The organism is Pedobacter sp. AC212 (genome assembly GCF_979258625.1).
The window spans coordinates 1,665,617-1,684,708 of the sequence record NZ_OZ409870.1 but is presented as its reverse complement, the minus strand read 5'-3'; the positions used below and the strand labels follow the sequence as shown (position 1 = coordinate 1,684,708).

Annotated in this window: 16 protein-coding genes; 9 read left to right on the top strand and 7 right to left on the bottom strand. The window is 37.7% G+C overall.

The features are described from left to right. Positions 1 to 15: 15 nt before the first annotated feature. Together ACZZZC_RS07205 and panB are read right to left on the bottom strand one after the other, a co-directional pair. Positions 16 to 702, bottom strand: coding sequence for an RluA family pseudouridine synthase (locus tag ACZZZC_RS07205; RefSeq protein ID WP_463485464.1), 687 nt, complete (start codon positions 700 to 702; stop codon positions 16 to 18). Positions 703 to 772: 70 nt separating this feature from the next. Then, the gene (gene panB / locus ACZZZC_RS07200; RefSeq protein ID WP_056851862.1) at positions 773 to 1,588 is read right to left on the bottom strand and encodes a 3-methyl-2-oxobutanoate hydroxymethyltransferase; all 816 of its coding nucleotides are present in this window, start codon (positions 1,586 to 1,588) and stop codon (positions 773 to 775) included. A gap of 309 nt (positions 1,589 to 1,897) precedes the next feature. On the opposite strand from panB, the gene carA reads away from it, so the two are divergent. The 3 genes from carA to ACZZZC_RS07185 all read left to right on the top strand — a co-directional run bounded on the left by carA (position 1,898) and on the right by ACZZZC_RS07185 (position 5,195). Beyond that, positions 1,898 to 3,010: a glutamine-hydrolyzing carbamoyl-phosphate synthase small subunit gene (carA, locus tag ACZZZC_RS07195; RefSeq protein WP_056851863.1), complete on the top strand. Its 1,113-nt coding sequence runs from the start codon at positions 1,898 to 1,900 to the stop codon at positions 3,008 to 3,010. Between the two features lie 201 nt (positions 3,011 to 3,211). Next, on the top strand, positions 3,212 to 3,976 hold the full coding sequence (locus ACZZZC_RS07190; protein WP_056851864.1) for an ABC transporter ATP-binding protein: 765 nt from the start codon (positions 3,212 to 3,214) through the stop codon (positions 3,974 to 3,976). Positions 3,977 to 4,118: 142 nt separating this feature from the next. Further along, positions 4,119 to 5,195, top strand: a complete 1,077-nt coding sequence (locus ACZZZC_RS07185) for an ABC transporter permease (RefSeq protein WP_463485463.1) — start codon at positions 4,119 to 4,121, stop codon at positions 5,193 to 5,195. Positions 5,196 to 5,198: 3 nt separating this feature from the next. On the opposite strand, the gene ACZZZC_RS07180 is transcribed toward ACZZZC_RS07185, so the two are convergent. Then, on the bottom strand, positions 5,199 to 6,029 hold the full coding sequence (locus ACZZZC_RS07180; protein WP_463485462.1) for a DUF3667 domain-containing protein: 831 nt from the start codon (positions 6,027 to 6,029) through the stop codon (positions 5,199 to 5,201). A 498-nt stretch (positions 6,030 to 6,527) separates the two neighbouring features. Between ACZZZC_RS07180 and ACZZZC_RS07175 the strand changes: the two genes are divergently transcribed. Next, positions 6,528 to 7,484 carry a Fic family protein gene (locus ACZZZC_RS07175; RefSeq protein WP_463486854.1) on the top strand — a complete coding sequence of 319 codons (957 nt, stop codon included), beginning with the start codon at positions 6,528 to 6,530 and terminating at the stop codon, positions 7,482 to 7,484. Positions 7,485 to 7,539: 55 nt separating this feature from the next. After that, positions 7,540 to 8,223 carry an XAC2610-related protein gene (locus ACZZZC_RS07170; protein WP_463485460.1) on the top strand — a complete coding sequence of 228 codons (684 nt, stop codon included), beginning with the start codon at positions 7,540 to 7,542 and terminating at the stop codon, positions 8,221 to 8,223. Here the strand turns inward: ACZZZC_RS07170 and ACZZZC_RS07165 are convergent. The 4 genes from ACZZZC_RS07165 to kbl form a co-directional block, all read right to left on the bottom strand. Beyond that, entirely contained in the window at positions 8,220 to 8,795 is a 576-nt protein-coding gene (locus ACZZZC_RS07165; protein ID WP_056851867.1) for a TetR/AcrR family transcriptional regulator, read from the bottom strand. The genes ACZZZC_RS07170 and ACZZZC_RS07165 overlap by 4 nt on opposite strands. After that, positions 8,795 to 9,202, bottom strand: coding sequence for a Rieske (2Fe-2S) protein (locus ACZZZC_RS07160; protein WP_463485459.1), 408 nt, complete (start codon positions 9,200 to 9,202; stop codon positions 8,795 to 8,797). The genes ACZZZC_RS07165 and ACZZZC_RS07160 overlap by 1 nt, the downstream gene beginning before the upstream one ends. Before the next feature lie 2 nt (positions 9,203 to 9,204). Next, on the bottom strand, positions 9,205 to 10,245 hold the full coding sequence (gene pheS, locus ACZZZC_RS07155; protein WP_056851869.1) for a phenylalanine--tRNA ligase subunit alpha: 1,041 nt from the start codon (positions 10,243 to 10,245) through the stop codon (positions 9,205 to 9,207). A 149-nt stretch (positions 10,246 to 10,394) separates the two neighbouring features. Further along, complete coding sequence (gene kbl / locus ACZZZC_RS07150; protein WP_463485458.1) at positions 10,395 to 11,582, bottom strand: glycine C-acetyltransferase; 1,188 nt, start codon at positions 11,580 to 11,582, stop codon at positions 10,395 to 10,397. A gap of 251 nt (positions 11,583 to 11,833) precedes the next feature. Between kbl and ACZZZC_RS07145 the strand changes: the two genes are divergently transcribed. From ACZZZC_RS07145 to ACZZZC_RS07130, 4 genes are all read left to right on the top strand, one after another. Then, positions 11,834 to 14,281 (top strand): DUF5686 and carboxypeptidase regulatory-like domain-containing protein, encoded by a 2,448-nt coding sequence (locus tag ACZZZC_RS07145; protein ID WP_463485457.1) that lies wholly within the window; start codon positions 11,834 to 11,836, stop codon positions 14,279 to 14,281. Positions 14,282 to 14,406: 125 nt separating this feature from the next. Further along, on the top strand, positions 14,407 to 15,360 hold the full coding sequence (gene trhO / locus ACZZZC_RS07140; RefSeq protein WP_463485456.1) for an oxygen-dependent tRNA uridine(34) hydroxylase TrhO: 954 nt from the start codon (positions 14,407 to 14,409) through the stop codon (positions 15,358 to 15,360). A gap of 325 nt (positions 15,361 to 15,685) precedes the next feature. After that, complete coding sequence (locus ACZZZC_RS07135) at positions 15,686 to 18,085, top strand: GumC family protein (RefSeq protein ID WP_463485455.1); 2,400 nt, start codon at positions 15,686 to 15,688, stop codon at positions 18,083 to 18,085. Positions 18,086 to 18,562: 477 nt separating this feature from the next. Then, the gene (locus tag ACZZZC_RS07130) at positions 18,563 to 19,066 is read left to right on the top strand and encodes a UpxY family transcription antiterminator (protein ID WP_463485454.1); all 504 of its coding nucleotides are present in this window, start codon (positions 18,563 to 18,565) and stop codon (positions 19,064 to 19,066) included. Positions 19,067 to 19,092 lie beyond the last annotated feature (26 nt).

Genomic DNA, 19,092 nt, shown 5'->3' with positions numbered 1-19,092 from the left:
AATACCAATACTGAATTACATATTTTCGAAACGCTCCCAAAATCCGTCAATAGGTAATTTGGCAAAAATGTTTACCGGCTCCTTTTTTACAGGGTGCAAAAACTGTAACCTGCGTGCATGAAGGCAGATGCTTCCTTTGCGACTACCTCGTGGATAACCGTATTTATTATCCCCTACAATCGGGCAGTCCATCGACGATAACTGAACCCTGATTTGGTGCGATCGGCCCGTAATTGGATCAACTTCTAAAAGATAATAACCATCTAAATTTCCAATTAAGCGGTAAGAAAGTTCTGCTCTTTGGCTATTGGCTACTTCATTTTTATAATAAGTAACCACATTTTTCTGCGGATTTTTAATTAGCCAGTGAATTAGCGTAGCAGCTTCCTTTTCGGGTTTGTTTCTTACAACGGCCCAATAAGTTTTTTTTACTTCGCGATTTTTAAAAGCAGCATTCATGCGCTCTAAAGCCTTACTGGTTTTGGCAAATAAGATTACGCCGCTAACCGGTCTATCCAAACGATGCACCACGCCTAAAAAGGCGCCGTTCGGCTTATTATATTTTTTAGCAATGTATTTCTTTACCTGTTCATCTAAAGGTTCATCGCCGGTTTCATCCACCTGAACGATATCTCCCGCTCTTTTATTAATGGCAATGAGATGGTTATCTTCAAAAAGTATGTCTTTTTCAGTGATTGGCATAAATCAGTTGTGAGTTATAAGTTTCAAGTTATAAGTCATGTTCCCATAACCTACAACCCATAACCTGTAACTAGTATTGTTCTTTATCGTTAGGGAAATCGTTAGCTTTTACATCACGGATATAGGATTGGGCGGCACCCAAAATTTCTTCGTATAGATTTAGATACTGACGCAGGAAACGTGGTTTAAAACCTTTTGTTAAACCAATCATATCGTTAACGACCAAAACTTGGCCATCGCAATGCGAACCTGCACCAATACCAATAGTAGGAATATGTAAACTTTCAGAAACCTCCTTACCAAGTGCAGCGGGAATTTTTTCTAAAACAATACTAAAACAACCAGCTGCTTGAAGCGCCAATACATCAGATTTTAATTTGTTTGCTTCCTCCTCTTCTTTGGCTCTAACAGTGTAAGTTCCGAATTTATAAATAGATTGAGGCGTTAAACCCAGGTGCCCCATAACCGGAATCCCGGCTGTAATAATGCGTTGAACGGATTCGATAATTTCTTCGCCACCTTCCAGCTTCACACCGTGTGCACCCGACTCTTTCATAATTCTGATCGCAGAATTTAAGGCTTCTTTAGAATTGCCCTGGTAAGAGCCAAAAGGAAGATCGACTACTACGAAAGCACGTTTAACAGCCCTGATAACCGACGCAGCATGATAAATCATTTGATCTAACGTAATTGGTAAAGTTGTTTCATGCCCGGCCATTACATTAGAAGCAGAATCTCCAACCAGTAGTACGTCCAATCCGGCATCATCTAAGATGGTAGCCATGGAATAATCATAAGCCGTAAGCATTGATATTTTTTCACCACGCTGTTTCATTTCCTGCAAAATGTGCGTGGTTATTCTTTTGATTTCTTTATGTACTGACATTGGTTTTATTTTGCTGTTTCAAAAGTATCGTTTTTTCTTTAAAAAGAGGCCGAAGCGCAAAGCTAAAAGACCAAAGCTGCGAGAAATGAAAGCTGGCCAGCAGTTCTGCCTTAAGCTTTACGTTCTCAACTTTATACCTCAAACCTATTTCATATTTTTCTTTACATTTACAATGTTAAACCCTATCTTTGTACCCCGAAATGAAAGGGATTTATTCATCTTTTTTTGCCCCAAGCAAATACGGCTCAATTGCCGAGAGACATCCTTTTTTCAACTCTTTTTTAAATCAAAATCCATATTGTAATTACCATGACTAACTACACCAAGTTACCTGCGATTTTATTACTGGCCGATGGCACAGTTTTTTACGGCAAAGCTGCTGGAAAAATTGGCACCACTACTGGCGAAATTTGTTTTAACACCGGGATGACAGGATACCAGGAGATTTTTACTGATCCAAGTTACTTTGGCCAGATCATGGTAACCACTAATTCCCACATTGGTAATTACGGCATCCAAAGAGAGGAAATTGAATCTGACTCTATTAAAATAGCAGGTTTGGTTTGTAAAAACTATAACATTGTTTACAGTCGTAAACAAGCTACAGAATCTATTCAGGATTATTTCCAGAACGACAATTTAGTCGCTATTTCTGATATTGACACCCGTGCTTTGGTTCGCCACATTCGTGATAAAGGTGCAATGAATGCCATCATCTCATCAGAAATTACTGATCTTGATGAATTAAAAAAGAAATTATCGGAAGTACCTTCTATGGAAGGTTTAGAGCTTTCCTCTCAGGTAAGTACAAAAGAGCCATACTTCTACGGAAATCCAGAGGCCAGCTTAAAAGTTGCTGCTCTTGATCTTGGTATTAAGAAAAACATTCTTCGCAGCTTCGAAAACCGTGATATTTATGTTCAGGTTTTCCCTGCTAAAACTAAGTTTGCTGAAATGGAAAAATTCAATCCGGATGGTTATTTTATTTCAAACGGCCCTGGCGATCCATCGGTAATGCCTTATGCGGTAGAAACAATTCAGGAAATATTAACAGAAGATAAACCATTGTTCGGCATTTGTTTAGGTCACCAATTGCTGGCTGAAGCGAACGGAATCGGTACCATGAAAATGTTTAACGGCCACCGTGGCTTAAACCACCCGGTTAAAAACATTATTAAAAATCACTGCGAGGTGACTTCTCAAAACCATGGTTTCGGTGTAATTCCGGATGAAGTGAGAAACTCAGATAAAGTAGAAATTACACACGTAAACCTGAACGATAAATCTATTGAGGGTATTCGCGTGAAAGGGAAGAAAGCATTTTCGGTACAATATCACCCTGAATCTTCTCCAGGCCCACATGATTCTCGCTACTTATTTGATGATTTTGTAAACGTAATGAAAGGTGAGTTAACCTGGTAGCTTCAAGCTGAAAGATAAAAGCTTAAAGACTAGAGCGAAATATTAAAAATCTGCGAATCTGCGGCTCAAATCAAAGCTGAAGATTCGCAGATTTGCTTTTAACGGATCCCGCATTGGGTTGTTCCATCATCCTGAAAACATTTTACAAAAAGTTCTTAAAAATTCATTTCTAATTCATTTAAAGCTCCTTACATTCGCAACATGGAAACAAAAAAAGCCATCATCACGGTCACAGACCTGGTAAAAAAGTATGATGATTTCGTGGCCGTTCAGGGATTAAGTTTTGAAGTTTATGAAAACGAAATATTTGGTTTGCTTGGACCAAACGGTGCTGGTAAAACAACAACGCTGGAAATCATTGAAACCTTAAGACCTAAAACCTCAGGAGAAATTGTAGTTGATGGCTTTTCAGTTGATAAAAATCCACAGGAAATAAAGCAGATTATTGGTGTGCAGTTACAGGCGGCAGGTTATTACCCAAATCTTAACCTTATTGAGCTGATCGAGCTTTTTGCTGGTTTGTATGGCGCAAATATTAAACCAATGGAAATGCTTGAAAAAGTAAACCTTCAGGATAAGGCAAAGGCAAAATACAAAGCTTTATCCGGTGGCCAAAAGCAAAGGTTTTCCATTGCAACAACGCTGATCAATCAGCCAAAAATTATTTTTCTTGATGAGCCTACCACGGGCTTGGATCCGCAGGCCAGGAGAAATCTTTGGGATTTGATAACGGAAATCAGAGATGCCGGAACTACAGTAGTCATCACCACCCATTATATGGATGAGGCCGAGCAACTTTGCGATCGTGTGGCTTTTGTAGAACGAGGGCAGATAATCGCTTTGGATACACCAGATAATTTAATTGACCAATTGGTGAATAGTGGTTTTGAGCGTAAAAAGGAAGTTAAGAAAGCCAATCTGGAAGATGTTTTTATCAACCTGACTGGAAAAGAATGGAGAGAATAAAAATATTTTTTTTGTAAAGAAATTACAGCAATCAAATTAATGTTACTACCCCTTTACGTTTTAGTCCGGATTTTCATCGGGAGCTGCCACTTAAATCGGGTTTAAGAAAAATAGTAAAATCACTATTAATCATAAATAGTAAATGAAAAAATACAGCAATACTACTGCCACCTTAGCATTAGCAAAAGCAAGTTTCCGTTCTATTATGCGGAGTCCATCTGCGGTGGTTTTTACCCTTGCCTTCCCTTTAATTTTTATTTTGGTATTTGGATTTTTAGGCGGTGGTGGAACCAGAATAGATGTCGGCGTCAATCCAGGGTCGGACGTAAATAATCCGGTTATTGCAATGCTTGCAAAGACGGGCATGATCAGATTGGTGAAAGATAAATCGAAAGAAGATTTTGATAAATTACTGGAGAAGGGAAATATCGATGCCATGATTGATGTTCACAGAAAAGTGAACAGCGCAGCATACTCCGTGAATGTGGTATATACATCAGCTTCAAGAGATAAAGGTGGCATTTTAAAATCGGTACTGAATAGTGTTTTTTATGATAAAACTTTAAAGCCTACCGTTGCCGAAATAAAAGAAAGCACCATCACCGGGCGTGAATATAAAACCATCGATTTTATTTTGCCGGGTCAGTTAGGCTTTTCATTGTTAAGCACAGGAGTTTTCGGAACGGCGTTTGTGTTTTTAAGTTTACGCCAAACACTTGTAATTAAACGTTTCTTTGCTACGCCGGTAAAAAGATCGAGCATTGTTATTGGCGAAGGGATTGCAAGGATAGGTTTTGCGCTAATTGGTGCAGTTTTTATCATACTACTGGGCCATTTCTTTTTTGGCTTCACCCTGGTTCATGGTGCGGTCACGGTCGTCAATATGCTCATATTGGCTACCATGGGCATCATTGTATTTATGGGTTTTGGTTTTATCATTTCAGGCATTGCCAAAAGCGAAAGCATGGTCCCTCCTATTTCTAACATTGTCACCCTTCCCCAATTTTTGTTATCAGGAACATTTTTTTCCATCGAAGCCTTCCCAACATGGCTGCAACCCATCAGCAGAGCGCTGCCTTTAACATATCTGAATGATGCAATGAGAAAGGTGGCTTTTGAAGGCGCTGGTCTTTGGGATGTGAAATTCCAGATTATGATTCTTTTTATTTGGGGAATTGTAATTTATGCAATAGCAGTGAAGGTATTTAAGTGGGAATAGCAATCATTTCATTCTGCTAAAGAACTCAATAAAATGGCTGTTTTGGTAAATGTAAATGGCCATCGCCATCATGGTTAAAGCTACCCAAAGTACTACGGCTATAAACGATTGAAGAAATACTTTTGTTGTGCCAACAACTCCGCTTTGTTGCATAAAACCTTTGTAAGCATAGGTATAGTAGATAATTTGAATAGCTAGACCAATGGAGGGCACAATAGGTAACCAAGGCGTATTTTTAGCCAATGCTTCTAACGGGAAAGCCAGGAAAGTGAAAGCCAGGTTCGAAAAACTAACGAAAAATACATTTGCAACAAAGTGCTCTGCATAATTATACTGCCTTTTATAGTAAATAAGCCAGAAAAATAGTGCAAAAAACGGCACCGCAATCATGGCGAGGATGTTTCCGTACTTCGAAGTAAAATAGCGAACATTAGCACCTCTTTTGATCATCTCTATTACCTCAGCCTTTTTTACTGGATCTGGTATATTTTGAACGCTGACTGGTATCTCAGGATTGTGGCTAACACTTACAGGACTAAAAAAAGTATTTGATAAAACGAAAAGACCAGCAAGAATTAAAAAGAAAGTGAATGGATTAAAGTATTTCTTTCGCTTACCCCCAATATATTCTCTAGCTACTGTACCGGGTTTTACCAGCAACTCTTTCAACAGATAAAAAATTCCCTTATCGGCATGGGTAAAGGCATGAAAGAATTCATGGAAAATATGCCCCAACGTAAACCGATGCACATGAATTTCTTGCCCACATTTACTGCAATACTTATCATCAGTTCTAGCTAAGGCATTACAATTGGAACAATGGCTTACCTTCATCTTCAGTTTAGTTTTGTTTGATAACCTAAACTAGCAAATTTATATCCAAACTTCAAATCAAGAAAAATGCTGATAATCGTTAATAAATTAGAATAGACATTTATACACATTAGTGTCTGATAAAAATAGAACGAGATAACCTAAGCCATCCCTTATTTTAAACCGTTAGTTAATACACAAAAAAGTATGTTTAAAGATATAAATTTTCTGAACAACCGGTATTTTCCCAATTGCTAGGCTCGATCAGCCGCTCGCCTTTTACCACCTTAGTTAATGCTCACGATGCGGATTGTTATAGCTAGCGATGTAAATCGTGGGAACACTTGAAAACGCAATTGCAATAATTAAGCACATAATATTGTATTATTTAAATAGGGCTTTTAAAGCCAGCTTGAAACAATGTGATTAGCTACTGCTGTTTTAAAATACATAATGAACAAAACAATAAATATCGGATAGATTAATTTTTTATAACAAACGATATTAGTATCTTTGTGTGTGTGGAATATTGATTTAACAGATCTCGAGGAATTAAAACCTCATGCTGACAGGCTATTTGAAAAAAAAAGACGTCTGGATGAGTCACGTCCGCTACCTAATAGCGCCTTAACTAGAATAAGAAATGATCTAAGTTTAGAATGGACATATAACTCAAATAGTATTGAGGGTAATACACTAAGTTTAAGGGAAACCCGAATGGTTTTGCAAGAAGGCATCACAATAAAAGGTAAATCACTCGTAGAACATTTCGAAGCACATAATCATGAAAAAGCGATTGATTATCTATACAGCCTTGTCAATAAAAATTACACCTTAAGAAGCATTGATATACTTTCTCTTCACGGCTTGGTTCTTCGCAGTATTGAAGACGATTATGCTGGTCGAATAAGAAATGGTGGTGTTCGCATCCTTGGCGCTAATTTTACACCACCAAATGCTAATAAAGTTTCTGATTTATTAGATGAACTTATCTATTTTGTAAATGAAAATAAAGATGGTTTAAACGACATTTTATTATCCACAATTTTTCACCACAAATTAGTTTGGATTCATCCATTTTTTGATGGTAATGGCCGAACCGTTAGGCTCGCCATGAACTTGCTTTTAATGCGAAATGGCTTTCCTCCGGCAATTATTTTAAAAAATGATAGAAAAAAATATTACGAAGCTTTAAACCAAGCAAACAAAGGTAGTTATCACAAACTTTATTTGCTTATGCTACAAGCTTCAGAACGCTCATTAAATATTTACCTTAATGCTATGCCTGATAGCCTTTATGGTGAATACGAACCAATATCCCAAATCGTTTCCGAGCCCGAGTTTAAGTATGGGCAAGAATATGTAAGTTTATTGGCTCGACAAGGCAAAATTGACGCCTACAAAGAAGGCAGAAATTGGTTAACCACTAGAGATGCCATTAACAACTATATAAAAGCCAGAAAACGTGATCGTTAACGTTTTTTAACTTTTGATGATTAGTTATTAAGGTAATTTTAACGAAAATTATTTAATGAAAAATCTATCTATTTTCTGCATTCTTATTTCATTTACTTTTTCGGCAAAAGCTCAATATAAATTTCTATCTAACAATAGTTCAAACCAGTACAATGTCAAAATTTTTGTTGCCGATTGCGCAGATGGCTTGTGTGGAGGTAAGGCAACCATCATTCTATATGATAAAATATCAGATAAAGAATTGGAAACATTCCACTCTCCTGATTTAGATTTTAGCCTCAATGGCAACCAAGACGCAAAAATAGGCTGGCTCGATTTGGGAAAGTATCAGAGTCCGCTGATTTTTGGTGATTTTAATTTCGACGGCATTGAAGATTTAGCAATACGAAATGGAAGTAAAGGGCTGTACATGAGTCCATCTTATGATATTTATCTGGCGACCAACAACAAATTCTTGTTAAGTAAAGAATTAACCAAGCTGGCAAGTGAAAACCTGGGGATGTTTGGTATTGATAAGAAAAATAAGCTACTCAGCGTTGAGCAGAAAAACGGTTGCTGCTACCAGCAAACGATCAGTTACCGCATTGATAAAAAGAATGTTCTTGCTGAAGTTTCGTCGGTAATTGAAGATTCCAGCATCGGCGATGACGTTACCGTGATTATAACAAAAGTGGTGAATGGCAAAACGCAACGCACTGTGCAAAAATATAAGACCAAGGATTACTATTCAGAAAACTAAAGCGCTGCCTTAACCAAAAACGGAAGTATTTCTTTTTGAAAACTAACAAAGTTTTTGCGAACATCAGAATCGCTTACCGAGGTAAAAGCGAAAGAGAAAACAATGCTTTTACTGGCTTTAAGTAGAAATGCCAAACCTTCTCTCCTTGCGGGATTGTTTTTAAAGGTCTCGAGCTCCAGGTAGGCTGCCAATAAAAGTGCCTCAAGCTGATCAGATAAATGTTTTAAAAACTCTTGTGAGTTGGCATTTTCCCGTACAAAATCCCAACCGATAAATTCATTACAGGCAGTGAAAGAAAGTCTGCTGGTTTTCATCACCAACGCTTTAAGATGCTCCTCCTCCGAGCCGTAGCTTACCTTATTGTTAATTATTTCATGCAGGTTCTGATCCAGATAATCCATTAAGATGCTATCTAAAACCTGTTCCTTACTTTCAAAATATTTATAAATGGTTGCTTTTGCTATCCTTGCTTTTTTTGCAATTTCGTTAACACTTGTTTTGTGATAACCATATTTTCTAAAAAGTTCTTTGGCAGCTTTTTTTACTGTTTCTTTAATTTTTTCAGCTTCCATTAATTCCTGACGTTTATTGTAGTATTGCCTTGTAAAGACACACTATATGTTTTTAAAGTTCTTTCTGCAGGTGCTTTCTGCGGCGTACCATCGAGAAGAGAAAATTTTGCACCCGAACACGGATCTGTAGCCGTTAAACCGCTATCATCGGGAACAATTTTGCATTTGCTATCTGGATTCACGGTGCTGCAGCGATCGAAAGCTACAAAACCACCAAGTGGCGTTCTAACGATCACCAAACCTGCTATTCCATTATTTGGAACCAATAATACATTGTTTACCGCTTTTATTCCGAATTCTACCAAGGTAACATTATAATTAACCGGTACATCTGGAATAAAGTTTTCTTCTTTGCCGCAGCTAACAAACAGAAAACACACGAACAGAATACTAAAGAGATACCTCATGATTAAATCAAGGCAGATTTATACTGGTTCAAAAAGCGAACATCGTTTTCTGAGAAAAGACGTAAATCTTTAATCACATATTTAAGATTTGTAATTCTTTCTATTCCCATACCAAAGGCAAAACCACTGTATTTTTTCGAGTCGATGCCACAGTTTTCCAATACATTTGGATCTACCATTCCACAACCTAAAATTTCTACCCAACCGCTGTACTTACACATGTTACAACCTGCACCTTTACAAATGGTACAAGAGATATCCATTTCGGCAGATGGCTCAGTAAATGGGAAATATGACGGACGGAAACGCACCTGAGTACCTTCACCGTACAATTCCTGAACAAAATAAAATAAGGTTTGCTTTAAATCCGCAAACGACACATTCTCATCTACATACAAACCTTCAATCTGGTGAAAAAAGCAATGTGCTCTTGCAGAAATGGCTTCGTTGCGGTAAACTCTTCCCGGCATAATGGCACGGAAAGGCGGTTGCCCTTGTTCCATCATACGTACCTGAACAGATGAAGTATGTGTACGCAAAGCGATATCACCTTTTTCGCCGCCTTTTTTAATGAAGAATGTATCCTGCATATCTCTCGCAGGGTGTTCCTCAGGGAAGTTTAAGGCAGAGAAATTGTGCCAGTCATCCTCAATTTCCGGCCCCTCGGCAACAGTAAAACCCAGTTTAGCAAAAATCTCCACAATCTCCCTACGCACCAAAGCCAGCGGGTGACGGGATCCGATTTCAAATCCTTCACCTGGTAACGTCAAATCAAGACTAACATCTTCAGTTTTTGAGCTATTACTTTCTGTAGATTCTTTTAAGGTTTGATATTTAGATTCGGCAAGTTGTTTAAACTCATTTAAAACTTTACCTAATGATCTTTTTTCTTCAGTTGAGACAGTTTTGAATTCTTCAAAAATTTCTTTGATAATTCCTTTACTGCCTAAATATTTGATACGGAATTGCTCCAGTTCGTCAGCTTTTTCTGTTACGAAAGCATTTATCTTTTCCGAGTATTGTGTGATTTTATCCTGCAACATGGCTTCAAATATACGGCAAATAATCTAAAATTTTAAGTGATAACGGGTTCAAATAATCAGTTTACAATATCATTATAAAAGAAAATGAACTCAAAACGAAAAAAGCCGCAATTAAGCAGCTTTCTTAAATCATATAAAACTTATAGAAGTTAAATCACTCCTAATTCTTTACCAACTTTTGTAAAAGCAGCAATGGCTTTATCCAAGTGGTGTTGCTCATGACCTGCTGAGAGCTGCACACGGATCCGGGCTTTACCTTGCGGAACTACAGGATAGAAAAATCCGATCACATAAATACCTTCATCTAGCATTTTTGCCGCAAACTCCTGCGCTATTTTAGCATCGTAAAGCATTACCGGTACAATTGGGTGAAAGCCTGGTTTGATATCAAAGCCAGCTTCAGTCATTTTTTGACGGAAATATTTGGTGTTGCTTTCCAGCTTATCCCTAAGCGATGTAGTTTCGCTCAACATATCCAATACCGCGATTGATGCTCCAGCGATAGCAGGCGCTAAAGTATTGGAGAATAAATATGGACGAGAACGCTGACGCAACATATCGATAATTTCTTTTTTACCAGAAGTGAAACCGCCAGAAGCGCCTCCCAATGCTTTTCCTAAGGTACCGGTGATGATATCAATCCGATCCATTACATTGAAATGCTCGTGAGTACCTCTACCCGTTTTACCAATAAAGCCAGAGCAGTGCGATTCATCAATCATGATCAGCGCTTCATATTGATCAGCCAGGTCAGCGATTTTGTCAAGCGGCGCTACTGATCCATCCATAGAAAAAGCACCATCAGTAACAATGATCCTATGTCTGCAATCTTTGGCAGCAATCAGTTGCTTTTCCAAATCTTCCATATCGGCATTTTTATAACGGAAACGCTGTGCTTTACACAAACGAACGCCATCAATAATAGAAGCGTGGTTTAATTCATCAGAAATAATTGCATCTTCAGCATTAAACAAAGGTTCAAAAACGCCCCCATTGGCATCAAAGGCAGCAGCATATAAAATGGTATCTTCCGTACCTAAAAATTGAGATATTTTCGCTTCCAATTCCTTATGAACATCCTGCGTTCCGCAGATAAAACGAACCGAAGACATTCCATAGCCATGATCATCAATCGCTTTTTTTGCCGCCTCGATTACTTTAGGATGCGAAGAAAGACCCAGGTAATTATTTGCACAAAAATTGATCACCTCTGCACCGCCGCTTACTTTAATATCTGCACCTTGTGGTGTTATGATTATGCGTTCGCGTTTAAATAACCCAGCGTTTTCTATTTCTTCAAGTTCTTTTTGGAGAACAGGTTTAAGTGTTTTATACATGGCTTTTTTAATATTTTTTCTTTTTCCAAAGTTATAAAAAAAACTTCTTGGCAACTTAAAACCACCTTGATTGCTTGTAACTATTTAAGCGCAAACGTTTGATATTTTATCAAAATGCGCTTTTGAATCCTTTATAAAAGATATCAAACGGCTAAAAGCTTATTTTTTATTCAACTTAACAAACTTTAACACACCACTATGTGTATAGTGTTAAAACTTATTCGATATTTATAGCTTACTAACTAATAAACATGACCCGACTCTGCGCACTCATCCTTCTTTGTTGTTTAACCCAGCTGGCAATAGCACAACAATATACGGTTAGCGGAACAATTAAGGATACAGGCGGACAACCAGTTCCTTTTGCATCAGTTTACATTAAAAATACCACTACCGGAACATCGGCAAATGTTGATGGGAAATACGCTATTAAACTTGAAAAAGGTGATCATATCATAAGCTACCGGGCAGTTGGTTATAAACAACAGGATTATAAGGTAAAGTTATCGGAAACCATTAACCACGACGTGATCCTGGCATCTGAAAGTTATACCCTTGAAAATGTAACCATTAAAGGCAATGCCGAAGACCCTGCATTTGAGATTATTAGAAAAGCCATAAAGCAGCGCAAAACACATTTAGAAGAGGTAAATGCCTTTACCTGCGATGTTTATATCAAGGGCGTACAAAGGTTAAAAGGCGCACCCAAGAAATTTATGGGCAGAGATATTCAAAAGGTTATGGAATTGGATTCGAACCGACAAGGGATTCTTTACCTTTCTGAATCAAACAGTAAATTTAGTTTCCGCAGACCTAACGATGTTCATGAAGAAATGATTTCTTCGAAAGTGGCCGGAAGAAATAATGCTTTCAGTTTTAATAAGGCTTCTGATTTAATTATCAATTTTTATGATAATTATCTACTGGAAAACAAGCTCAGTGCAAGAGGTTTTATTTCGCCTATTGCTGATAATGCCCTTTTTTACTACAAATATAAGTTGGTTGGCGAATCCAAAGAAAACGGCGAATTGATTCATAAAATTCAAGTGATTCCCCGAAGGGAAAACGATCCTGTTTTTAGAGGCTACATTTATATTATAGATGAAAGCTGGAGAATTTACAATACGGATGTTTACCTGACGGAGAAATCAGGTATCAATTTTATTGACACGCTAAATATTAATCAGCAATTCACGAAAGTTAAAGACACTTATATGCCAACGAACATCAATTTTCAGTTCGCCGGCAGCGTTTTAGGGTTTAAATTTGCGGGCTATTTTGTCGGCGTTTACAGCAATTATGATCTCGACCCTAAGTTTCCTAAAGACCGCTTCAATGGAGAAATATTGAAGATTACCAAAGCGGTGAATAAGAAAGATTCCCTTTACTGGATCAATAATCGCCCTATTCCCTTGACCCCGGATGAGCAGCTAAACTATATCAAAAAAGACAGTATTGCTAAGCGGAAAGAGTCGAAAGTTTATTTGGATTCGTTAGAGAAAGAGAACAATGAGTTTAAGATCACTAAATTATTACTCAGGGGCTATAGTAAAAACGATCGCTACGATAAGCACTATTTAAATTTTGATCCTGTTTTAAAATCCATCTTTTATAATACCGTGGAGGGATTTGCCATTAAATATGGGGTAACTTATCGCCAGGATTTCGAAAATAGACGCTCCTATTCCATCAGACCGGAGCTGAGATACGGTTTTGCCAACAAAAAGTTAACCGGAAGCTTAACCGGAAATTATTATTACGATCCATTGAAACGTGCCTCTTTTGGCGGCTCTTTCGGTAATGGAATTTTTGATTTAAATAACCTGGGTTCGATGACCCCTCTGGGAAATACCATTAACTCTTTACTTTATGAAAAGAATTTCCCGAAATTTTACGAAAAAAGCTTTGTGAGTTTATATACCACAAGAGAGTTGGCCAGCGGTTTGCAGGCCAGTTTAAGTGCAGATTATAGTAAAAGCAACACCTTAACCAACAGTACAAATTTTAAGTTTTTTGATGCGAAAGACAGGGAGTTTACCTCAAACAATCCATTCTCTCCAAATGCAGAAATACCACTTTTTCCTACCTATAAATCATTTAGCGCAACGGCAAGTTTAACCTATACCATCGGGCAAAAATACATTACCCGCCCTGATGGAAAGTTTTATACCGAATCTAACTTCCCTAAAATTACAGTGCTGTATAAAAAAGGATTTAATGGTGTTTTGGGTAGCGATATTGATTATGATTTTGCTAAAGTTGAAATAGCGCAAGACCGGATAGGTTTAGGCTTATGGGGTTATACTTCCTTCCTTGTTGGTGCCGGAAAATTTCTAAATAATGACAAGGTTTACTACCCGGAATACAAACATTTTTCCGGTAACATTTCTACTATCTTCCCACCAAACTTAAGGAAGTTTCAGTACCTCGATTTCTATCAGTTTAGCACCAATCAACAATATTTTGAGGCCCATGTTGAGCACAATTTTGCAGGCTTTTTCTTAAATAAAGTACCATTATTACGCAAAGCGAAGCTTGAGGAATTTATTGGTGGAGGCTATTTATCATCACCTGAAAAAAGAAATTATAAGGAATTTTATTTCGGTATACAACGATTGGTACTAAGAGTGAGTTATGGTTTTGCTTATGATGGCCCAACAAAATTGACTCAAGGATTTAGAATAGCGTACGGTTTTTAAAAGGTAAAAGGTTGAAAGTAGTAAGGTTGATGGTTTTCCTTCAATCTTTTGCCTTTTTACCTTCTGCCTTTTTTTATTATCTTTGCCCCGCTTTAAACGCCGTTTGCAACGGTATCAATAGCGTTATGAAAAAATATCAAACACTTCTTTACTATTGCTATAGTTACATAGCAGAGGCAGAACAATTTGCTGCCGATCACCTAAAATTTTGTAAATCATTGAATTTAGTTGGCCGTATTATAGTGGCTGATGAAGGTTTGAATGGCACTGTTTCTGGTAGCCCCGAATCATGTGAGGCTTACATGAAAGCCATCCATGCAGATGAGCGTTTTGCAAAAACAGAATTTAAAATTGATGAGGTGGAAGAACCATCGTTTCTGAAAATGCATTGCCGTTATAAATCGGAGATTGTTCATTCTGGCTTACGGGATACTTCAATCATCAATCCGAATGAGAAAACAGGAAAACATTTGGAGCCTACAGAATTCATGAAAATGAAAGATGATGAAGACGTCGTGATTCTAGATGTTCGCTCAAATTATGAGCATAATTTAGGGAAGTTTAAAAATGCCATCACCCTTGATATTGAAAATTTCAGAGATTTTCCGGAGCAGATTAACCAGCTCGCCCAATATAAAGACAAGAAGATTTTAACCTATTGCACTGGCGGTATTAAGTGCGAAAAAGCTTCTGCGCTATTGCTTCACCATGGTTTTAACGATGTGTATCAATTGCATGGTGGCATTATCAAATATGGCAAAGAAGCTGGCGGAAAGGATTTTGAAGGCAAATGTTATGTTTTCGATAACCGTATTGCCGTTGACGTTAATGAGGTTAATCCAACTGTGGTTTCAGTTTGTTATAACTGTGGAAAAACCACACCTAAAATGATCAACTGTGCTAATCCAGAGTGTAATGAGCACATTACGCAATGCGATGAATGCGGCGAAGAGTTACAAGGATGCTGTTCCACAGCTTGTACTACAAATCCGCGTAAACGCCCATATGATGGAACCGGATACTATGTAAAAGTGCCACAGCCTGTTGCTAGAAAGACAGCGGAAACATCAGTTGTATAGCTTACCTGTTCATTATTCTGTAGTTGATTATTAATCGATCATAAACTTTGTTTCCATTTTTTTTTGCTTTATCATAGGTAAGATATGTCATTCTGAACCTGTCGAAGGACGCATTGAATTGCCTGCAATAGCGCTTCGACAAGCTCACCGTGACAATGTCTGTGGCAAATTATTTTATAATACAACCTCCCAAAACGACGTTGCGCTTGTCGCAATATCAAATTTAATTTGCTGTTAAATTTGCAGCAACATCACTTCTTTTAAAAAATACCGCTTATCTTTATCACATTATCTTTTTGTCCCAAACAATCTAAAACAGTATACATTGACAGAGTTAGTGCCAGAGAAAAAGGCTGTAAGCCAAAGTATTGATTTCTATAAAATCTTCAGGGTATTTTTAAGTCGCTGGTATTGGGTTGCTTTTACCGTAACCGTTGCGCTTTGCGGCGCATGGCTTTATTTATGGTACACCCCTCCCATTTATCAAACCAGTGCATCATTAAAATTAGAAGATAGCAATCCTGCTATTAGCACAGGTGGCCAGGCAGCCATGCAAAATTATAACTACACCGACAAAATTCAGGCAGAGAGTTTTACCATTCGCAGTAATGAAGTGATTGCAAATGCTGTTAAAACGCTTGATTATAAAATCAGCTATTACTTAAAAGGCCGCGTGAGAACCACGGAGCTTTACCCAAATGTGCCTTTCGTTATCGAAATTATTAAGCAAGACAGCGTAAATTTTGGCAGATCACTATATTCGGTCAAAGGAATTGACAATCAAAGTTTTCAAATTTCTTCAGCTGATAATGAGGATGCCAAATCGACCATAAAGTACGGACAGAGCATAGATATGGGAAATATGACCTTTCGGATTAAAGACAAAATCCCGATTAACAGCACCTACCAATTCAAATTTAATAGCAAAGAAGATTTTATAGGCCGTGCAATGGGCGGCTTAAACATAGGTGAGGCTGCCCGTTTTACCAACGTAATGAGCTTGAGCCAAACGGATGCCAATGCCGTTTTTGCTGCAGATATTCTAAATGCGATCATGAAGGAATACGTGAAGTATGATGTGATTCAGCGAAGAAGATCGGCCAGGCAAACGGTAGATTTTATTGATAATCAACTCGGTTTTATCAATACCGAGGCAGGAAAGTCAGGCAGTACCCTAGCCAATTATAAAACACAAAATAAAATGGTCGACATGAGTTCCTCTACTGCGATGACAGTAGGGAAACTTGCAGACTTTGAAAAACAGAAAACAGAACTCAATCTTAAATTGCTGGGCATTAAACAGTTGGAGGAACAGATCAACAACAACCGAAATAAAGTAGAAATTGGGGTTGATTTAGAAGGCGATTTAAGTACAGGCTTGGGCGCACTGGTTACGCAGCTCAATACATTACTAGCTAATAGGGAAATAAAGCTTAATCAATTTAACCCCGAATCGCAACCCGTTAAACAGGTGGAGCAACAGATCGCTAATGTAAAATCGGGCATTAGAAGCAGCATTCAGGGCATGCGTAAAAATAACGAGGCCACTATCCGCTACATCGATAATCAAATTGCAGGGGTTACCCAAAGCATGAGCACTATCCCGGTAAAGGAGCAAAACTTTGTGAAACTGCAAACCAACTTCGAAGTAAACAATAAAGTAAGATCATATTTATCAGAAAAGAAACTCGAAGCGGAGATGAACGCCGCAGCTATTGTTCCGGGTGCATCCATTGTAAACCCGGCCTACCCTTCTTACTATGCCATTTCTCCAAACAGCAGCAAAGCTTACAGCACAGCACTTATGCTAGGTTTGGCCTCAGGTTTTGGCTTGATTTTATTGGTTCGTTTTTTAAACCCATACATTTACGATAAGGAAACTGTTGAAGGATTGACGCATACGCCTATCATTGGTGTGATCCGCAAATTTCCAGATTATATAGACCAGGATAGCAGACAAGCACTTTCGTTATCAAAACCCAAATCTGTTTTTGCAGAATCGGTGAGATCAGTTCGAACGAACTTAAGTTTTCTGGCAAACCACAAGGCCAGCAAGGTCATTTGTATCACTTCAGAAATTTCAGGAGAAGGGAAATCATTTGTTACGATTAACCTTGCCAGTACTTTGGCCTTGATAGAGAAAAGAGTGATCCTGGTTGCAGCCGATTTGCGTAAATCTAAATTGCACAAGGCTTTTGGGAGTGACAATAAAAAAGGATTGAGTTCATTGCTTTCCGGTCAGGCTAGCTTAGAAGAGGTGATGATTCATGATGAAGTTCATCATATCGATTTTATCCCTTCCGGACCTGTTCCTCCAAATCCTTCAGAATTACTGCACACTGCGGCGATGAAAGATTTACTAAAAAAACTGGAAGCCGATTATGATTATGTTTTGGTAGATACCGCACCAGTTGGTTTGGTTTCTGATGCCATTCCATTAATCCGGTCTTCTGATATTAACTTGTTTGTGATTCGTTCTGGAGTTTCACAACAAAGAGCCGCTAACATTCCCGAGCGTTTATCGAGAGAATATGGATTGAGTAATTTAGCGATCATTTTGAATGCATTCGGCGATGATGCGCTTTATGCTAACTATTATACAACAGATTATTCTCGTGGCGGCGGCAACAGTACCTACTATTATTCTGATTATTCTGGATATTCAGGTTCTGGATATTACGATGACGAAAATAGAAAGTGGTGGATGTTTTGGAAGAAAAAGTAGTTTGAGATCTAATGAAGATTTTGGCAACCAGACCAATTGGAATTGCACAATAGAAAACATTCCGTGGTAGATAAATGACATCAAAGCACTGTCTATGCACACCGATCTATTGGCGTTTTTTCAGCAAGCCCTATTTCTTTAAAATTCGTTTCATTTGATTTTAAAGAAATCGATCAACAATCCAGAAATATTAATTGACATTTCGCAATAATTTAAGAAGAAAAAAAACGGTTTTAACATTAGAATTGAGTAGTTTTGATTCTATATTGCTCCTGACAAATTAAAATTTATAAACCACAATCTCATTGATGATTGCTCGTCCCATTTGGTTAAATTTTTCTTATATCTACAAATTAAGAACCCTTGTAGTTTTCTTACAAGGACAATCTTTGATCTATTCTGTTTTTTTTATCGTAGCTTCCAGTAATCGGGATCAACTCTCCACGATGATCGGAACTTTCAATCTAGATTTCGCTTATGATTGATCAAAACTATAAATGGTTTCCTGTTTATACGCGATCAAGAGCTGAGAAAAAAGCTTATGATGAATTGCTGCGCAAAGGCATTAAGGCTTATCTGCCACTAAAAAAAACATTAAAACAATGGAGCGACCGGAAAAAAATCATAGAAGAGCCTTTAATTAAATCCTATCTCTTCGTCCATATCTCAACTAAAGAGCATAGCGAAGTTTTAATGACGAACGGGATTTCAAGGTTTCTCTATTTTTCTGGAAAAATAGCTTCTATGCCCGACCAGCAAATCGATCAACTGAAGTTATTATTGGCTACCGACGAAGAGTTGGAAGTTTTCGACCATGAGATTAAACCAGGGCAGAAAGTGCTGATTAAAGCTGGACCTTTTAAAGATATGATTGCAGAAATGGTTTCAGTACACAATAAACAACGTATTATTTTACGTTTAGATAATATCGGATATTCCATTGAAATTAATACCTCGATGGCATTTGTGGAACCGATTTAAGTATAGAAAATGTTAAAAGTCGTTAT

Excerpts from the sequence above, each read along its gene's own strand:
- ACZZZC_RS07160 (WP_463485459.1), bottom strand. The coding sequence starts at position 9,202 with ATGAGGTATCTCTTTAGTATTCTGTTCGTGTGTTTTCTGTTTGTTAGC.
- ACZZZC_RS07145 (WP_463485457.1), top strand. The coding sequence starts at position 11,834 with ATGACCCGACTCTGCGCACTCATCCTTCTTTGTTGTTTAACCCAGCTG.
- ACZZZC_RS07170 (WP_463485460.1), top strand. The coding sequence starts at position 7,540 with ATGAAAAATCTATCTATTTTCTGCATTCTTATTTCATTTACTTTTTCG.
- pheS (WP_056851869.1), bottom strand. The coding sequence starts at position 10,245 with ATGTTGCAGGATAAAATCACACAATACTCGGAAAAGATAAATGCTTTC.
- carA (WP_056851863.1), top strand. The coding sequence starts at position 1,898 with ATGACTAACTACACCAAGTTACCTGCGATTTTATTACTGGCCGATGGC.
- panB (WP_056851862.1), bottom strand. The coding sequence starts at position 1,588 with ATGTCAGTACATAAAGAAATCAAAAGAATAACCACGCACATTTTGCAG.
- ACZZZC_RS07205 (WP_463485464.1), bottom strand. The coding sequence starts at position 702 with ATGCCAATCACTGAAAAAGACATACTTTTTGAAGATAACCATCTCATT.
- ACZZZC_RS07130 (WP_463485454.1), top strand. The coding sequence starts at position 18,563 with ATGATTGATCAAAACTATAAATGGTTTCCTGTTTATACGCGATCAAGA.
- ACZZZC_RS07190 (WP_056851864.1), top strand. The coding sequence starts at position 3,212 with ATGGAAACAAAAAAAGCCATCATCACGGTCACAGACCTGGTAAAAAAG.
- kbl (WP_463485458.1), bottom strand. The coding sequence starts at position 11,582 with ATGTATAAAACACTTAAACCTGTTCTCCAAAAAGAACTTGAAGAAATA.
- ACZZZC_RS07185 (WP_463485463.1), top strand. The coding sequence starts at position 4,119 with ATGAAAAAATACAGCAATACTACTGCCACCTTAGCATTAGCAAAAGCA.
- ACZZZC_RS07165 (WP_056851867.1), bottom strand. The coding sequence starts at position 8,795 with ATGGAAGCTGAAAAAATTAAAGAAACAGTAAAAAAAGCTGCCAAAGAA.
- ACZZZC_RS07180 (WP_463485462.1), bottom strand. The coding sequence starts at position 6,029 with ATGAAGGTAAGCCATTGTTCCAATTGTAATGCCTTAGCTAGAACTGAT.
- trhO (WP_463485456.1), top strand. The coding sequence starts at position 14,407 with ATGAAAAAATATCAAACACTTCTTTACTATTGCTATAGTTACATAGCA.